The organism is uncultured Kocuria sp. (assembly GCF_947500125.1).
In the GTDB taxonomy this organism is placed as follows: domain Bacteria; phylum Actinomycetota; class Actinomycetes; order Actinomycetales; family Micrococcaceae; genus Kocuria.
The window spans coordinates 1-14224 of record NZ_CANMRA010000050.1 but is presented as its reverse complement, the minus strand read 5'-3'; the positions used below and the strand labels follow the sequence as shown (position 1 = coordinate 14224).

15 protein-coding genes and 1 pseudogene are annotated in these 14224 nt (G+C 75.3%); 3 read left to right on the top strand and 13 right to left on the bottom strand.

What is annotated here, in order from left to right; all coding sequences use genetic code 11:
• Positions 1-242 (top strand): annotated as a pseudogene (locus tag Q0817_RS19025) (hypothetical protein); the annotation flags it as partial.
• On the opposite strand, the gene Q0817_RS19020 reads toward Q0817_RS19025, so the two are convergent.
• From Q0817_RS19020 to clpS, 8 genes are all read right to left on the bottom strand, one after another.
• Positions 211-873 carry a 3'-5' exonuclease gene (locus Q0817_RS19020; RefSeq protein ID WP_298591775.1) on the bottom strand — a complete coding sequence of 221 codons (663 nt, stop codon included), beginning with the start codon at positions 871-873 and terminating at the stop codon, positions 211-213. The pseudogene Q0817_RS19025 and the gene Q0817_RS19020 sit on opposite strands and share 32 nt — an antisense overlap.
• Before the next feature lie 22 nt (positions 874-895).
• The gene (locus Q0817_RS19015; protein WP_298591774.1) at positions 896-1762 is read right to left on the bottom strand and encodes a phosphotransferase family protein; all 867 of its coding nucleotides are present in this window, start codon (positions 1760-1762) and stop codon (positions 896-898) included.
• A gap of 27 nt (positions 1763-1789) precedes the next feature.
• Positions 1790-2434 carry an RdgB/HAM1 family non-canonical purine NTP pyrophosphatase gene (gene rdgB / locus Q0817_RS19010; protein WP_298591772.1) on the bottom strand — a complete coding sequence of 215 codons (645 nt, stop codon included), beginning with the start codon at positions 2432-2434 and terminating at the stop codon, positions 1790-1792.
• Positions 2427-3212 (bottom strand): ribonuclease PH, encoded by a 786-nt coding sequence (rph, locus tag Q0817_RS19005; RefSeq protein WP_298591771.1) that lies wholly within the window; start codon positions 3210-3212, stop codon positions 2427-2429. The genes rdgB and rph overlap by 8 nt, the downstream gene beginning before the upstream one ends.
• A gap of 56 nt (positions 3213-3268) precedes the next feature.
• Positions 3269-4096 (bottom strand): MBL fold metallo-hydrolase, encoded by an 828-nt coding sequence (locus tag Q0817_RS19000; protein WP_298591768.1) that lies wholly within the window; start codon positions 4094-4096, stop codon positions 3269-3271.
• A 59-nt stretch (positions 4097-4155) separates the two neighbouring features.
• On the bottom strand, positions 4156-5091 hold the full coding sequence (murI, locus tag Q0817_RS18995) for a glutamate racemase (protein WP_298591766.1): 936 nt from the start codon (positions 5089-5091) through the stop codon (positions 4156-4158).
• Between the two features lie 115 nt (positions 5092-5206).
• Positions 5207-5767, bottom strand: a complete 561-nt coding sequence (locus Q0817_RS18990) for a DUF2017 domain-containing protein (RefSeq protein WP_298591764.1) — start codon at positions 5765-5767, stop codon at positions 5207-5209.
• Positions 5767-6105, bottom strand: a complete 339-nt coding sequence (gene clpS, locus Q0817_RS18985; RefSeq protein ID WP_298591763.1) for an ATP-dependent Clp protease adapter ClpS — start codon at positions 6103-6105, stop codon at positions 5767-5769. Before clpS ends, Q0817_RS18990 begins: the two co-directional genes overlap by 1 nt.
• A 64-nt stretch (positions 6106-6169) precedes the next feature.
• Here clpS and Q0817_RS18980 point away from each other — a divergent pair, with 64 nt between their 5' ends.
• A complete protein-coding gene (locus tag Q0817_RS18980; protein WP_298591761.1) occupies positions 6170-7510 on the top strand; it encodes a nicotinate phosphoribosyltransferase in 1341 nt (446 codons plus the stop codon).
• Between the two features lie 153 nt (positions 7511-7663).
• Entirely contained in the window at positions 7664-8275 is a 612-nt protein-coding gene (locus Q0817_RS18975) for an isochorismatase family protein (protein ID WP_298591759.1), read from the top strand.
• A 66-nt stretch (positions 8276-8341) separates the two neighbouring features.
• On the opposite strand, the gene Q0817_RS18970 is transcribed toward Q0817_RS18975, so the two are convergent.
• The 5 genes from Q0817_RS18970 to Q0817_RS18950 all read right to left on the bottom strand — a co-directional run.
• Positions 8342-10141 (bottom strand): DEAD/DEAH box helicase, encoded by a 1800-nt coding sequence (locus Q0817_RS18970; protein ID WP_298591757.1) that lies wholly within the window; start codon positions 10139-10141, stop codon positions 8342-8344.
• 122 nt (positions 10142-10263) lie between these two features.
• On the bottom strand, positions 10264-10599 hold the full coding sequence (locus tag Q0817_RS18965; protein WP_157571420.1) for a DUF3039 domain-containing protein: 336 nt from the start codon (positions 10597-10599) through the stop codon (positions 10264-10266).
• A 63-nt stretch (positions 10600-10662) separates the two neighbouring features.
• Positions 10663-12318 (bottom strand): hypothetical protein, encoded by a 1656-nt coding sequence (locus Q0817_RS18960; RefSeq protein ID WP_298591754.1) that lies wholly within the window; start codon positions 12316-12318, stop codon positions 10663-10665.
• Complete coding sequence (locus tag Q0817_RS18955; RefSeq protein ID WP_298591752.1) at positions 12300-13151, bottom strand: ABC transporter ATP-binding protein; 852 nt, start codon at positions 13149-13151, stop codon at positions 12300-12302. The genes Q0817_RS18960 and Q0817_RS18955 overlap by 19 nt, the downstream gene beginning before the upstream one ends.
• A gap of 208 nt (positions 13152-13359) precedes the next feature.
• On the bottom strand, positions 13360-14224 hold an 865-nt coding region (locus tag Q0817_RS18950; protein ID WP_298591750.1), incomplete at its 5' end, for a tetratricopeptide repeat protein.

Genomic DNA, 14224 nt, shown 5'->3' with positions numbered 1-14224 from the left:
CGGAGGCCGAGGCCCCGGGCGCCGGGGACCCGCGGGCCGTGTTCCGTCGCGCGGTGGAGCTGGGGACCGTCCCCGGCGGCGACCCGGCCGCCACCGGGGCGATCGCCGGAGCCGTCACCGGGGCGGCGCTCGGGACGGCCGCGCTGCCGCCGGAGTGGCGCGCCCGGCTGGACGCCGGGAACGCGGTGTCGCGGGCGGCGGAGCGCTGGCTCAGGGAAGTGGGGGCGCCGCCAGCCGCCTGACCCTCAGGCCCGCGCCGGCGAGCAGCTCGTGGACGGTGCCCGCACCGGCCCGGTGGACCAGGTCCACCACGATCCCCGCGCACGCCCGGGCGTCCTCGAGGGCGTCGTGGTGGCGGCGCAGCGGCACCCCTGCGGCCTCGGCCGCCCGGGGCAGCGCGTAGGACGGCAGGTCGTAGCCGCGCCGTGCCAGCGCCAGGCTGCACGCGTACGCCAGCGGGGCGTGCCGCGTGTCCGTCTCCGCGCACGCGGCCCGGATCACCCCCATGTCGAAGGCCGCGTTGTGCGCGACCACCAGCTCGTCGGGGTCCTCAGCCAGGATCCAGTCCTCGATCCGGGGCCACAGCTCGGCGAAGCCGGGGCGGCCCACGACCGTCTGCTCGGTGATCCCGTGGATGCGCGTGTTGCCGGGGTCGAACGTCGCCCGGGTGCGCGGAGGACGCATGTACGCGGAGCGCTCCGCGACGACCCGGCCGCCGCGGACCCGCACGAGGCCCACCGCGCACGGCGAGCCGAGCGAGCGGTTCGCGGTCTCGAAGTCGATGGCGGTGAAGTCGACGGCGGCGGCGGAGCGGGACGACGGGTCCGCGGCGGGCCGGGCGGCGGTCGTGTCGGGGGCAGCGGGAATCGGCACCGGACCAGCCTACTGTCCCCGCTCAGGCGCAGATGCCGCGCAGGTTCGTCTCGATCCAGTCGTCGGCCCGGGCGATGGACTGGTTGACCTGGGCCGTGTCGAGGTCGTGGTGCAGGGCGTACGCGACCGCCTGCAGCGGGAACGTGCGCGCGTGCAGCCGGGCCCGCTCGTAGACGGTCTCCGAGACGGCGGACCGCAGGGTGTCCCAGCCGTACCACAGCCCGAGGGACGCGGCGTCGTGCGCGGGGTCGGACAGGCAGGCGTGGTCCCAGTCGATGATGCCCGTGAGCTCGTCCCCGTCCCACAGCATGTTGTGCCCCATGAGGTCCCCGTGCACCAGGGTCGGCACCACGGTGGGCAGCGCCGCGAGCTCGGCGACGGCGCTGCGGGCGGCCTCCTGGTTGCGGGGCAGCAGCCGCGGGATGACCTCGTCGAGGAGCACGTGCCGCCGCCGGTGGCCGCCCCAGTGCTGTCCGGGACGGTCGAGGTACCGCGCGAAGCCCGTGGTGTCGACCTCCGCCAGCTCGGTCAGCACCCGGTGCAGCACGGCGGGGTCCCCGTGGCCCGGCGGGTGCGGATCGCCGGGGCACCACGTCAGGCCCACGCCGGTGTAGCCGTGGGACACCACCACGCCGGTGAGCGGCCGCGGGGTCTCGAACGAGAAGCGGGGCAGCCTCCGCAGCACCTCCGTGCGGCGCTGGACGTGCTCGCACACCGTGGCGTTCTTGGCGATCCGCACCGAGATCACGTGCCCCACGTTCACCACCACGTGGGCGGACCCGCCGGCGTGCACCTCCCACTGGCTCGGGTCGGCACTCATGCCGGCCTCGCGCAGGACGGCCTCGACGGCGCCGGCGAACGGCAGGTGGTGGAGCTGCGACCAGGGCATGGTCAACTTCCTCGGTTCGGACGTGGGTCAGTCGGGGACGGCGGCGTGGTCGAGGGCGGCCAGCAGGTGCGGGAGTAGGGCCCGCATCGCGCGCCCGCGGTGGCTGATGGCGTTCTTCTCCTCGCGCGTGAGCTCGGCGCAGGACCGGTCGAGCCCGTCGGGGCGCAGCACGGGGTCGTAGCCGAAGCCGCCGTCCCCCACGGGCTCCCGCAGCAGGGCACCGGGCAGCGTCCCGGTCTCCACGTGCTCGCGGCCGTCCGGGGTGACGAGCGCGGCGGCGCACACGAACTGCGCACCGCGGTGGGCGTCGGGGACGTCGGAGAGCTGGTCGAGGAGCAGCCGCAGGTTCGCGGCGTCGTCGCCGTGCCGCCCGGACCACCGCGCCGAGAAGATGCCCGGGGCGCCGCCCAGGACGTCCACGGCCAGACCGGAGTCGTCGGCCACGGCGACCAGTCCGGTCGCGGCGGCGGCGGCGCGGGCCTTGAGCAGGGCGTTGGCCGCGAAGCTCGTGCCGTCCTCGACGACGTCCGGGGCGCCGGCCGTGGTGGCGTCCAGCACGAGGCGCTCGACGTCCGCGCCGGGCAGCGCCTCCGCGAGCAGGTCGCGCAGCTCCGCGAGCTTGCCCGCGTTGCGGGTGGCCAGCACCACCCGTGCGCCGTCGTGCTCACCCATCGTCGCCCTCGCGCAGGGTCTCGAGCTGGATCTGGGTGAGCTGGGCGCAGCCGGCCAGCGCGAGGTCGAGCAGGGCGTCGAGCTCGGCGCGGTCGAAGGGGGCGCCCTCGGCGGTGCCCTGCACCTCGACGAAGTCGCCGGATCCCGTGACCACCACGTTCATGTCCGTCTCGGCCCGGACGTCCTCGACGTACGGGAGGTCGAGCATCGGCACGCCGTCGATGATGCCCACGGACACGGCGGCCACGGTGTCGGTGAGCGGCTGGGCGCGCCGGGCGACGAGCCCCTCCGCCCGGGCCCAGCCGATGGCCTCGGCGAGGGCGACGTAGGCGCCGGTGATGGCAGCGGTCCGGGTGCCGCCGTCCGCCTGGAGGACGTCGCAGTCGAGGACCACGGTGTTCTCCCCCAGGGCGGAGAGGTCGATGACCGAGCGCAGGGAGCGGCCGATGAGCCGGGAGATCTCGTGGGTGCGCCCGCCGATCTTGCCCTTCACGGACTCGCGGGCGGACCGGGTGGACGTGGCCCGCGGGAGCATCGCGTACTCGGCGGTCACCCAGCCGCGGCCCTCCCCCTTGAGCCAGCGCGGGACGCCCTCGGTCACGGACGCGGTGCACAGCACCCGGGTGCTGCCGAACTCGATGAGGGCGGATCCCTCCGCCTGCTGGGACCAGCCGCGGGTGATGGTGATGGGCCGCAGCTCACCGGGTGAACGGCCGTCCGACCGCGTCACCCCCGGGGTCGAGGGGGCCGGTGCGGTCTGGTCGACAGGGGAATCCATGTGCTCCACCTTACCCCTCGGTCCGGCGCTCCCGGCCCGGCCGCCGGCGGCTGGGGTCACGGTCCGACGGCGGCCGCGGGACGGCCGCTGCCGCGGCGGACGATCCGGTACGTGTAGGCCGGCTGGGCCACCCCGATGGGCCCCTCGAAGACCTCCTGCGCCTCCTCCACGGCCCGCGTCGGGGAGTTCCACACCGGCAGGTGCGTGAGGAGCAGCTTGCGCGCCCCGGCGTCCCGGGCGGCCTCCGCGGCGCGCCGGCCGGTGAGGTGGATGCCGCGCAGCGCGTCGTCGCGGCCCTCGTGGTAGGCGGCCTCGCACAGGAAGACGTCGGCGTCCCGGGCGGCGCGCACGAGGCCGTCGCACGCGTCGGTGTCCCCCGAATAGGTCAGGGTGCTGGGGCCCATGACCCCGTGGTAGTCGATGCGCAGGGCGTACGGCTCGGGGGTGGGGTGCTCCACCAGGAAGGGCGTGATCGTGAACGGCCCCACCCGCACGGGCTCCTCGGGGACCCAGGTGTGGAAGTCGAACTCCCCGTGCATCCCCGGCTCCGGGGGGAGCCCGTGGGTGCTGCTGAGGTACTCGTGGAGGCCGGTGGGCGCCCACAGCGGGATCGGGGCGCGGCCCCAGCCGCGCGGATCCCACTTGATCGCCACGTGCAGCCCGGCCAGGTCGATGCAGTGGTCGGGGTGCAGGTGGCTGACGAGCACGGCGTCGATGTCGTGCAGGTCGATGTGGCGCTGCAGCACGCCGAGGGCGCCGTTGCCCATGTCCAGCAGGACGCGCCAGGTCCGCCCCTCGTCGTCCTCGCCGCTGACGAGGTAGCAGGAGGCCGGGGAGTTCGGCCCCGCGAAGGAGCCGGTGCATCCGACGATGGTGAGTTTCATGGACGAGAGCCTTCCAGGGAGGACCGGTGGGACGGCGGCCGCACCGGCCGCGGGACTGCTCAGGGAGCGGACGGGCCGGTTCCCCCGATCATCTCCGGGGTGATCCGTGCGAGTGAGCCCGTGGGGTACTGCTCCGCCACGGAGCTGGTGTGCCGGACGCGGGCGACCTCCGGGCCCAGGAACCGCCGGGCGAGGACCTCGAAGGACGCGGCGTCCCCGGTGGCGAGGAACTCGTGGTGGGCGGGCAGGCCCGGGTCCCGCTCGAGCCCGTGGCCGACCAGCGCCCGGTAGACGTCCTTGGCGGTCTCCTCCGCGCTGGAGACCAGGGTGACGGCGTCGCCCATGACGTAGGAGATCACGCCGGTGAGCAGGGGGTAGTGGGTGCAGCCCAGGACCAGGGTGTCGACGTCGGCGTCGCGCAGTGGGTCCAGGTAGGACTGCGCCGTGGCCAGGAGCCCGGGCCCCGTGGTGACTCCCGCCTCCACGTAGTCGACGAACGCCGGGCAGGCCACCGAGTCGATCCGCAGGTGGGGGGCGGCGGCGAACGTGTCGTCGTAGGCGCGGGAGCCGACGGTCGCCTCCGTGCCGATGACGCCGATCCGGCCGTTGCGGGTCGAGGCCACCGCTCGTCGCACCGCCGGCTGGATGACCTCCACCACCGGGATCCCGTAGACCCGGGTGTAGCGCTCCCGGGCGTCGCGCAGCACGGCGGCGGACGCCGTGTTGCAGGCGATCACCAGCAGCTTGACGCCCGAGTCCACGAGCTCGTCCATGATGCGCAGGGCGTGCGCGCGCACCTCGGCGATCGGCAGCGGCCCGTAGGGCCCGTGCGCGGTGTCCCCCACGTAGACGATCTCCTCGTGGGGCAGCTGGTCGATGATGGCGCGGGCCACGGTGAGGCCGCCCACCCCGGAGTCGAACACGCCGATGGGTGAACCGGGGTTGGGGCGCCGCGCGGTCCGGCCGCCGGCCCCGAAGACGTCGTCATCCTGCATATCGACAAGAGCGTAGTCCCGGGCGTGCCGCCGCCCCAAACCACGCCGCGCCGCTGCTCCCGTGATGCGGGTCACCCGCCGCCCGGGCGGCGCCGCCGCGGGGCGTCGTGGCCGGTCAGCCCCGGGGCAGGTCGTGGAGCAGCGCCTCCATGAGGGTCTCCTGCAACCACGAGACGAAGTTGTACAGGAGCGACATGTACGTCTCGACGTCCTCGATGGCGGACCAGTCGTCGTAGCGCCCCACCCGCTCGGCGTCCGCCTCGCTCCGGATCCCCAGGCGGTCCGCCAGCACCAGCCGCACGTCGTTGAGGGCCTGCCCGAAGGCCTGTGCCTGCTCGGGGTCCAGCCGCACGGGCTCGGCCTCCAGCGCCAGGGCGGCCTGCTTCAGCACGCCCCTCTTGGTCTCCCGCAGTCCCCGCTCCGTGTACCGGCGGAACTCGGCGGCGCGCTCGGGGTCCAGGCTGCCGTCGGGCAGCAGGCGCCGCAGCGCGGAGTCGTCGGGGACGGTGGCGTCCCCGGACACGCCGAGCATCCGCTCGAGCGAGTCCTCCGAGGCGGGCTGCTCGGGGGCGAGCGCCTGGGCGACGTCCGCGAACAGCTTCTGCAGCAGCTCCTTCTCGGCGTCCTCGAACCGCGCGGTGATGCCTCTGCGGGTGGACCGGAATCCCTGCGCCATCAGTGGCCCCCCGCCTGCTCGAAGGTGGCCCACAGCCCGAAGCCGTGCATCGCGGCGGTGTGGGTCTCGGCCTCCTCGAGGGAACCGCTGGCCACCACGGAGCGCCCGTGGTGGTGGACCTCCAGCATCAGGGAGCGGGCCTTCTCCTCCGGGTAGCCGAAGTAGGAGCGGAACACGTAGGTGACGTAGCTCATGAGGTTGACGGGGTCGTCCCACACGACCACGTTCCACGGGGTCTCGGTCGCCGCGGCCGCGGACGTCGCGCCGGTGGGCCGGGTGCTGGTCTCCGGGGTGGCGGTGGCCGCGGGGCGGGCGGCGGCGGGAACAGTGCAGTGCATGGTCCGTCCATCGTAGCGAGTGCCGGACGCCGGGCGCACCGGCGTCGTCGCTAGAGTGGTGCCCGTGAACCAGCGCAGCCACCGGTGGGCCCCGCCGCCCACGTCCCTGATGACCGACCACTACGAGCTGACCATGCTGCAGGCCGCCCTGCACGCCGGCACCGCGCAGCGGCGCAGCGTGTTCGAGGTCTTCGCCCGGCGGCTGCCGGCCGGCCGGCGCTACGGGGTGGTGGCGGGCACCGGGCGCCTCCTCGAGGGGCTCGACAGCTTCCGCTTCGGCGACGAGCAGCTGCGCTTCCTCGCGGACACCGGTGTGGTCAACCGCGCCACCCTGGACTACCTGGCGGACTTCCGGTTCACCGGGTCGATCTCCGGCTACGCCGAGGGCGAGGCGTACTTCCCCTCGTCGCCGCTGCTCGTGGTGGAGGCCACGTTCGCCGAGGCGTGCGTGCTCGAGACGTACTTCCTGTCCGTGCTCAACTACGACAGCGCCGTGGCCTCGGCCGCCTCCCGCATGGTGGGGGCCGCGGCCGGGCGCCCGTGCATCGAGATGGGCTCCCGGCGCGCCCACGAGGAGGCCGCGGTCGCGGCCGCGCGGGCGGCGGTCATCGGCGGCTTCGACTCGACGTCGAACCTCGAGGCCGGTCACCGCTACGGGATCCGGACCGTCGGGACCGCCGCCCACTCCTTCACGCTCCTGCACGACTCGGAGGAGGACGCCTTCCGCGCCCAGCTCCAGTCCATGGGCCGGGACACCACCCTGCTGGTCGACACCTACGACGTCGAGTCCGCGGTCCGGAAGGCCGTGGAGCTCGCGGGTCCGGAGCTGGGCGGCGTGCGCCTGGACTCGGGCGACCTCGTGACCCAGGCCGCCTGGGTGCGGGGGCTCCTCGACGAGCTCGGCAATCCGGACACGCGCATCACCGTCACCTCGGACCTGGACGAGTACGCGATCGCGGCGCTGAACGCCGCGCCCGTGGACGCGTTCGGCGTCGGCACCCGCGTGGTCACCGGCTCGGGCGCCCCGACGTCGTCGATGGTCTACAAGCTGGTGGCCCGCGAGGACTCCTCCGGCGAGCTGCGGCCCGTGGCGAAGGCCGCGAAGGGCAAGGTGTCCGTGGGCGGGCGCAAGCACGCCCTGCGGCGCCGGGACGCGCAGGGCACGGCGACCCACGAGGTGGTCGGGATCGGCCGGCTGCCCGACGACGACGGCGACGACCGGCCGCTGCTGGAGGACTTCGTCCGCGGCGGCGAGCTGCTGGACGGCTGGACCGGACCGGCCGGGGTCCGGCGGGCCCGCGCGCGGCACGCGGCGTCCGTGGCGGAGCTGCCCCGCTCGGCCCGGCGGCTCAGCGAGGGCGACCCCGTCATCCCGACCGTGCTGGGACCGGACGCCCCGGCCTGAGCACGCCGGGGAGGGCCGGGGGCGCGGGACCCGCGGAGAGGAGCCCGCGGAGAGGAACCCGCAGAGCAGGACACGCCGGACGAGACGCACCGGGAAGAACCCACGGGGAAGAATCCACCGGGCGAGACCCACCGCTACAGAGGGAGGAACACCATGAGGACCGCACTGATCGTCGTCGACGTGCAGAACGACTTCTGCGAGGGCGGGTCGCTGGCCGTCGCGGGAGGCGCGGCGGTGGCCGCCGCCGTGTCGGAGCACCTCGAGGACCACCACGGGGACTACGCGGCCGTGGCGGCCACGCAGGACTGGCACGTCGACCCCGGGGCGCACTTCTCCGACGAGCCGGACTACGTGGACTCCTGGCCCGTGCACTGCGTCGCCGAGTCCCGCGGCGCCCACTTCCACCCCGACCTGGACACGGACTGGATCCAGGCGTGGTTCCGCAAGGGCGAGCACGACGCCGCGTACTCCGGGTTCGAGGGGCTGCTCGCCCCGGACGCGGACGTGCCGATGGGCGACGACGAGGACGTCGACGACGAGCCGGACGTGAGCCTCGACGACTGGCTGCGGGAGCACGAGATCGAGGCCGTGGACATCGTGGGCCTCGCGACCGACCACTGCGTGCGGGCGACCGCCCTGGACGCCGTCGAGGCCGGCTACGACACCCGGGTGCTGGTGGACCTCACCGCGGGCGTCGCCGAGGAGAGCACCGAGCGCGCCCTGCGGGAGATGGCGGACGCGGGGGTCGAGGTCGTCCGGTCCTGACCCGCGCCCGCCGCCGTGCCCGGCCGCGGTCTGCCCCGTTCCGGGCGGGCCGGGGCCGGGCACGGCTCACTTGCGGCCGATGAACCAGTCCTGCAGCTTCTTCACGCGTGCCTGCAGCTGCGCCTCGTTGGCCTGCGCCACCGCGGGGCCCCCGCACACGCGGCGCAGCTCGTTGTGGACCATGCCGTGCGGGGTGCCGGTGCGCGACGCCCAGGCGGAGACGTTCTTGGACAGGGTGGCGCGCAGCTCCTTGAGCCGCCGGTGGTCGGGCACCGCCGGCTCCGGGGCCCGGGCGGCGCCGGGGCGCCGGCGGGCGTGCTGGGACTGCCGCTCCCGCAGCAGCGCCGAGACCTGGTCGGCCTCGAGCAGGCCCGGGATGCCGAGGAAGTCCGCCTCCTCCTCCGAGCCCACGGCCACGCCGCCGCCGAAGGCGCCGCCGTCGAAGAGCACCCCGTGGAAGGACGCGTCCGAGCCGATGGCCTCGAAGCGGCCCTGGGCGAGGGCCGCGGACGCCTTCTCCTCGCGGTTGGCCTCCTCGAGCAGCTCGTCGTCCCAGCCCTCCTCGAGGGGGTCCGCGGGCAGGCCGGTCTCCTCCGCGGCGGGCTTGTCGAGGGCGTGGTCCCGCTCGGCCTCCATCTCGTTGGCGAGCTGCATCAGGGCCGGCACGGACGGCAGGAAGACGGAGGCCGTCTCCCCGCGCTTGCGGGCGCGCACGAAGCGGCCGACCGCCTGGGCGAAGAACAGCGGCGTGGACGTCGACGTCGCGTAGACCCCCACGGCGAGCCGGGGGACGTCCACGCCCTCGGAGACCATGCGCACGGCCACCATCCACCGGCTGTCCCCCGCGGAGAACTCGTCGATCCGGTCCGAGGCGCCCTTGTCGTCGGAGAGGACCACGGTGGGGTTCTCCCTGGTGATCCGGCGCAGCTGCGCCGCGTACGCCTTGGCGTCCTGGTGATCGGTCGCGATGACCATCGCCCCGGCGTCGGGCACCGTGCGCCGCACCTCCGTGAGCCGCTGGTCCGCGGCCTGCAGCACCGAGGGGATCCACTGCCCGTTCGGGTCCAGCGCCGTGCGCCATGCGTGGGCGGTGATGTCCTTCGTGAAGCCCTCGCCGAGCTCCGCGGCCATCTCCTCGCCGGCGCTGGTGCGCCAGCGCATCTGTCCCGAGTAGGCGAGGAAGATCACGGGCCGGACCACGTGGTCCTTGAGCGCGTCGCCGTAGCCGTAGGTGTAGTCGGAGCTCGAGCGGCGGATGCCGTCGCCGTCCTCCACGTAGCGCACGAACGGGATCGGCGCGGTGTCCGAGCGGAAGGGGGTGCCGGTCAGGGCGAGCCGGCGGGCGGCGGGGTCGAAGGCCTCCTGCAGCCCGTCCCCCCACGTCAGGGAGTCCCCGGCGTGGTGGATCTCGTCCATGATCACCAGCGTCCGGCCCGCCTCCGTGCGGGCCCGGTGCAGGAGCGGCTTCATCGCCACCTGGGAGTAGGTCACCGCCGCGCCCAGGTAGTCCCGGCCGTGGGAGCCGTCCGCGTTCTTGAAGTTCGGGTCGATCGCCAGGCCCACCCGGGCCGCGGCGTCCGCCCACTGCCGCTTGAGGTGGTCCGTGGGCGTCACCACGGTGATCCGGTTGACGGTGCCGCGGTCGAAGAGCTCCTTGGCCACCCGCAGCGCGAACGTCGTCTTGCCGGCGCCGGGGGTCGCGACGGCCATGTAGTCCCGCGGCTGGGTCTCGAAGTAGCGCTGCAGCGCCTCCGCCTGCCAGGCGCGCAGCTTGGGGGCGGTGCCCCACGCGGCGCGGTCGGGGTAGGCCGGGGGGAGGTCGGCGGCGGCTGCGCCGAACAAGGAGAGCTGGTCGTCCTGGGACACGCTGGCGACGTCCTTTCGCTCGTGGGCCCGCGGCCTCGTGGTCGCGGTGGATGACGGGGGCGCGGCGGCGGGCCACGCAAAAGCGCCCGCCGGCGGCGGGCGCTTGCTCGGCAGGGCGGTGCTCAGCCCTGGTCGTCGCCCTGGTCGTTCGGGGGGCGCAGGCCGTCGTAGATCTCCTTGCAGGTGGGGCACACCGGGAACCGCTGCGGGTCGCGGCCGGGGACCCAGACCTTGCCGCACAGGGCGATCACGGGCTCGCCCGAGAGGGCGGACTCCATGATCTTCTCCTTGCGCACGTAGTGCGCAAAGCGCTCGTGGTCGCCCGGCTCCTGGAGCTCCCTGGTCTCCTCGCGCTCGATCGTGGAGGTGCCCCCGGCCGGCTGCGCCGGGTCGGTGCCGTAGGGGCTGTCGTCCAGGCCGTTCGTCGGGGTGCCGGTGGTCGCCGCTGAGACATGCATGGGCGCCACTTTACCCCGTTCCCGCCGGCCCGCGTGCCCCGGGGACCGCCCGGCCGGACCGGCTCAGCGGAACTGGGCGACCTCCTGGAGCAGCTCCGGGGCCCGCCGGTCGTACCAGCGCCCGCCGAGGACGATCCCGCCCCAGCACAGCAGCGGCCCGAGCACCGCCCCGACGGCCAGCGCCGTCCAGCCCCAGACGGGGTCGCCGGTGACGAGCTGCACGAGGAGGAGGACCGCGGCCGGCAGCACGAGCACGACGACGAGCCCCAGCGCCACGAACTGCACCAGGACGTTGAGCACGGTGAAGCCCTGGGGCGTCTTCAGCGGCGACGCCCCCGGCGGGGCCACGGGGTAGGTGTACCGGGCGGACATCACCGAGGACAGGCCCGCCCCGCCCAGCAGCGCCAGCAGCGCGGTGCCCGCGATGCCGGGCAGCAGCTGCCACCGGCCCTCGACCGCGAACGGCAGCAGCAGGCCGAGCGCGGTGAGCGGCACGGCGATCACGAGCAGCGCGAGCACCCGGCCCGCGCGGTCGTGGACGCCCCGGACGCCGGAGAGGACGTGCAGGTGCAGGGCGGTGTTGTCGTAGGAGGCGTCGCCCGAGATCTGGTAGGCGAGCAGCGCCGCGATCATCGGGCCCAGGGCGTAGAGGAAGAGGCTCCCGCCCCCGGGGTCCCGGGAGAACCAGATGAGCACGGCCAGGGCGGGGATGACGAGCAGGCCGGCCGCGTAGCGGGGGTCCCTGACCCAGTAGACCAGGCACCGCGCCGCGACGGCCGCCCACGGGCGCGGGGGCACGCGGTCGAACAGCCCGGCCCCCGCGGCCCCCTCGCGCGGGGCCGCGGTCCGCCCGCCGGCCGTGGTGGTCAGCGCCCGCTCCTGGGCGACCCGCCAGACGAGGACGAGGACGACGACCGTCAGGACGGTGACGGCCAGCCGGGCGGCGGCCGCCCCCCACCGCCCCGCGGCGACGTCCGCCGGGACCGCCCAGACGGCTCCGACCGGCGTCCACGCCAGCACGCCGGCGTACTGCGGCAGCCGGTCCCACAGCCGCTCCAGCCCGCTCAGCAGGCCCGTGAGGATCGGGCCGAGCAGCACCAGGAGCACGAGCGCGGCCAGCGAGACCAGCTCCGTGAGCCGCCGGCGGCGGCCGAGGCCGACGGCGAGGGCCGTGACGCAGCGGGAGCCGGCGACCAGGAGGGCCAGGGCCGGCGGCACGCACAGGAGGGCCGCGAGCAGCGCCGCCGCGGACGAGCGCCAGGAGCCCACCGCCGCGAGGAGCGCGACGGTGCTGAGCGCACCCGGGACGCCGACGAGCGCGCCGAGCGCCTGGCCCCACTGGATCTGGCCCACGGAGAGGGGGAACAGGGCGAGGCGGGCGGGGTCCAGCGTGGCGTCGGCGCGCGCCGCGACGACGGGCAGCAGCCACCAGGCCAGCGTCGCCGCCGTCCCGGCCAGCACGAGCACGGTGCGCACCAGGGACAGGTCCTGGCGGCCGAGGAGGAACAGCGCGACCACGGCCATGCCCAGCAGGAAGAGGAAGTAGGCGGCGCCCAGCACGGTCCCCACGAGCACCCAGGTGCTGCGGGTCAGGGTGTTGACGAGGATCCTCGCCTTCAGGCCCACGAGGCGACCGGCCAGGACGGCGGTTCCCGTCCGGGCGGGGGCGAGGCCCTCGGGGGCCGGGGCGAGGTCCCGGCTCACTCCGGGCGCAGCCACGAGAGCCCCTCCCCCGTCTCCCGGCGCCCGCCGACCAGCTCGACGAACCGGTCCTCGAGCGTGGCCCCGGCCCGGACGTCGTCGACCGTCCCGGCGGCCAGCACCTGGCCCCGGTCCATGACGGCGACGTGGTCGCACATCCGCTGCACGAGGTCCATGACGTGGCTGGAGACGACCACGGTCCCGCCCGCGGCCACGAAGCCGTGCAGGATCTCGCGGATGTTCGCGGCCGAGACGGGGTCGACCGACTCGAACGGCTCGTCGAGGACCAGCAGGCTCGGGGCGTGGATGAGGGCGCCGGCCAGCGCGATCTTCTTGGTCATGCCGGCGGAGTAGTCCTGGACCTGCGTCCCGGCGTCGGGGAGCAGGTCCATGACCCGCAGCAGGTCCTCGGTGCGCTCGGCGACGACCGCGCGGTCCATGCTGCGGAGCAGCCCGGAGTAGGTGACGAGCTGGCGTCCCGTGAGCCGGTCGAACAGGTGCAGCCCGTCCGGGAGGACGCCCATGAGCTGCTTGGCCCGCCGCGGCTCGGCCCAGACGTCGACACCGGCCACGCGGGCGGTGCCCGCGGTCGGCCGGAGGAGGCCGGTCGCCATGGAGAGCATCGTCGTCTTGCCGGCGCCGTTGCGCCCCACGAGGCCGAAGAAGGAGCCGCGGGGGACGTCGAGGTCCACGCGGTCCACCGCGACCTTGGCCTCCGGGGTGCCCGGTCGGCCGAAGACCCGGACGAGGCCGCGCACGCTCAGCGCCGGCGGTCCCCCGGGCGGTGGCACGGACGCGTCCGGCGCGCCGGCCCGTCCCGGGGCGGCCTGCGGCAGGTGCTGATGGCTCATGGCTCCAGCGTAGGCAGGCGGGGACCCGGCACGCCTCCGGCGCGCGGCGGAGTCCGGCGGAGCGCCCGCCCCGCCGGACTCCGCCGCACGGTGGACGCGGGCGGACGGGCCCGCGCGGGCCCCGCCCCCGGTCGCCGGCGGACGGTGGGCGCGGAGGGCCGGGGGCTCAGGGTCGAGGGCTCAGGGTCGAAGGCTCAGGGTCGAGGGCTCAGAAGAGGGCCCGCATCAGGGCGCCCCGGGCGGTCACCACGCGGGGGTCCTCGGCGCCGACCACGTCGAAGAGCTCGAGCAGGCGCCGCCGGACGGTGTCGCGGTCCTCCCCCGCGGTGCGCCGCACCAGGGCCAGCAGCCGCCGGAAGGCGTCCTCCACGTGACCGCCCGAGACGTCCAGATCGGCGACGCTCAGCTGGGCCGCCACGTCGTCCGGGGCGGCGGCGGCCTCGGCGCGCACCGTCGCGGCGTCGAGGGGCAGCACGCGCTGGAGCAGGTGCACCTGGGCAAGGGCGAGCTTCGCCTCCCGGTCCCCCGGGTTCTCGGCGATCGCCTTCCGGTACGCGGCCTCGGCGGCGTCGACGTCCCCGGCCTCGAGGGCGTCCACGGCCTCCTGGTGCAGCGGGGGCAGCGGCTCCGGCTCGTCGCCGCGCGCGGGCTCCACGGTGCCCGTGATCCCGTTCTGCTCCGCGAGCGAGAGCAGCTCGTCGAGGAACTGGGCCACCTGCTCGGGCGGGACCGCGGAGTTGAACAGCGGGACGGGCCGCCCGCCGAGCAGCGCCACCACGGTGGGCACGGACTGCGCCTGGAACATCTGGGCGATCTCGGGGGCCGCCTCGGCGTCCACGGAGGCCAGCAGGAGCCGACCCCCGTAGCGGTCGACGACCTGCTCCAGGCTGTCGGTGAACGCCACGGACTGCTGGCTGAAGCGGGCCCACAGGGCGAAGACCACGGGGACCTGGGCGGAGAGCTGGGCGACCTCCTGGAAGTCGGCCGCCGTCACCTCCCGGCGGAACCCGCCCGGCCGGTCCTCCCCGGCGGGCGGGCCGCCGGGCGCGGCGGCGGGCGCGGCGGCGGGCGCG

Coding starts and splice junctions, on each gene's coding strand:
- clpS (WP_298591763.1), bottom strand. CDS start 6,105: ATGCACTGCACTGTTCCCGCCGCCGCCCGCCCCGCGGCCACCGCCACC.
- rdgB (WP_298591772.1), bottom strand. CDS start 2,434: ATGGGTGAGCACGACGGCGCACGGGTGGTGCTGGCCACCCGCAACGCG.
- Q0817_RS18955 (WP_298591752.1), bottom strand. CDS start 13,151: ATGAGCCATCAGCACCTGCCGCAGGCCGCCCCGGGACGGGCCGGCGCG.
- Q0817_RS19000 (WP_298591768.1), bottom strand. CDS start 4,096: ATGAAACTCACCATCGTCGGATGCACCGGCTCCTTCGCGGGGCCGAAC.
- Q0817_RS18965 (WP_157571420.1), bottom strand. CDS start 10,599: ATGCATGTCTCAGCGGCGACCACCGGCACCCCGACGAACGGCCTGGAC.
- murI (WP_298591766.1), bottom strand. CDS start 5,091: ATGCAGGATGACGACGTCTTCGGGGCCGGCGGCCGGACCGCGCGGCGC.
- Q0817_RS18990 (WP_298591764.1), bottom strand. CDS start 5,767: ATGGCGCAGGGATTCCGGTCCACCCGCAGAGGCATCACCGCGCGGTTC.
- Q0817_RS19015 (WP_298591774.1), bottom strand. CDS start 1,762: ATGCCCTGGTCGCAGCTCCACCACCTGCCGTTCGCCGGCGCCGTCGAG.
- Q0817_RS18975 (WP_298591759.1), top strand. CDS start 7,664: ATGAGGACCGCACTGATCGTCGTCGACGTGCAGAACGACTTCTGCGAG.
- rph (WP_298591771.1), bottom strand. CDS start 3,212: ATGGATTCCCCTGTCGACCAGACCGCACCGGCCCCCTCGACCCCGGGG.